At 54.9% G+C, this 1003-nt stretch carries 1 protein-coding gene; it reads left to right on the forward strand.

Translation table 11 applies throughout. The features are described 5' to 3' along the window. The first annotated feature begins 4 nt into the window (after positions 1 to 4). Positions 5 to 988, forward strand: a complete 984-nt coding sequence (locus tag IQ246_RS29790; protein WP_194006873.1) for an IS5 family transposase — start codon at positions 5 to 7, stop codon at positions 986 to 988. Positions 989 to 1003 lie beyond the last annotated feature (15 nt).

The raw sequence follows: 1003 nt of genomic DNA on the forward strand, positions 1-1003 counted from the left end.
AAGCATGAGTCAAATCAGTTTTGCAGATGCCGAATACGCGGGAAAGAAGAAAAAGACCCGCCGCGAAGTCTTTCTCGATGAGATGGAGCAAGTCGTGCCATGGAAGGCGTTGCTTGCAGTCATCGAGCCCTTCTATCCAGAAGCTGGGCGCGGGCGCAGACCCTATGCACTGGCCACCATGCTGCGTATCCATTTGATGCAAAACTGGTTCTCCTTGTCTGACCCTCGCATGGAAGAAGACTTGTACGAGATAGCTTCACTGCGCAGCTTTGCTGGTTTGAGCCTGAATCAACCCATCCCCGATGAGAGCACCATCCTGAACTTTCGCCACCTGCTGGAGGCCAACGATCTGGCCGACGACATCTTTGCCACGGTCAACCGCTATTTGACTAAGCAGGGCTTGATTCTCAAGCAAGGCTCCATCGTCGATGCCACCATCATCGCCGCGCCCAGCTCCACCAAGAACGTCTCAGGCCAGCGTGATCCACAGATGATGCAGACCAAGAAAGGCAACCAGTGGCACTTTGGCATGAAAGCCCATATCGGCGTGGATGCGGACAGCGGCCTGACTCATACGGTTGCCACCAGCGCGGCCAACGAGCACGACGTTGAACATGTGGCCGATCTGCTGCATGGCAAGGAAAAGCAAGTTTGGGCGGATTCAGGTTATTTGGGCGCACCAGCCCGAGTCGATGATCCAACGATTGAGTGGCACATTGCCGCCCGCCCCAGCCAGATTGCCAAGCTGTCCGATGGCAAAGCCAAAGACAAGGCCAAAGAGCAAGAGCACAGCAAGGCCAGCATCAGAGCCAAAGTCGAACATCCGTTTCGTGTCGTTAAGCGCCAGTTTGGCTACGTCAAGGTCAGGTATCGTGGTTTGGTCAAGAACACCGCGCAGATCGTCACGCTGTTTGCGCTGTCGAATTTGTGGATGGCGCGAAAGAAATTGATGGCAATGATGGGACAGGTGCGCCCGAAAACAGCATAGAGCGAAGAAGAAGGC

It is taken from the genome of aff. Roholtiella sp. LEGE 12411 (assembly GCF_015206995.1).
GTDB lineage: Bacteria > Cyanobacteriota > Cyanobacteriia > Cyanobacteriales > Nostocaceae > Komarekiella.

What these genes read in the sequence shown, in the direction of transcription:
- IQ246_RS29790 (WP_194006873.1), top strand. Translation starts at nt 5, where the DNA reads ATGAGTCAAATCAGTTTTGCAGATGCCGAATACGCGGGAAAGAAGAAA.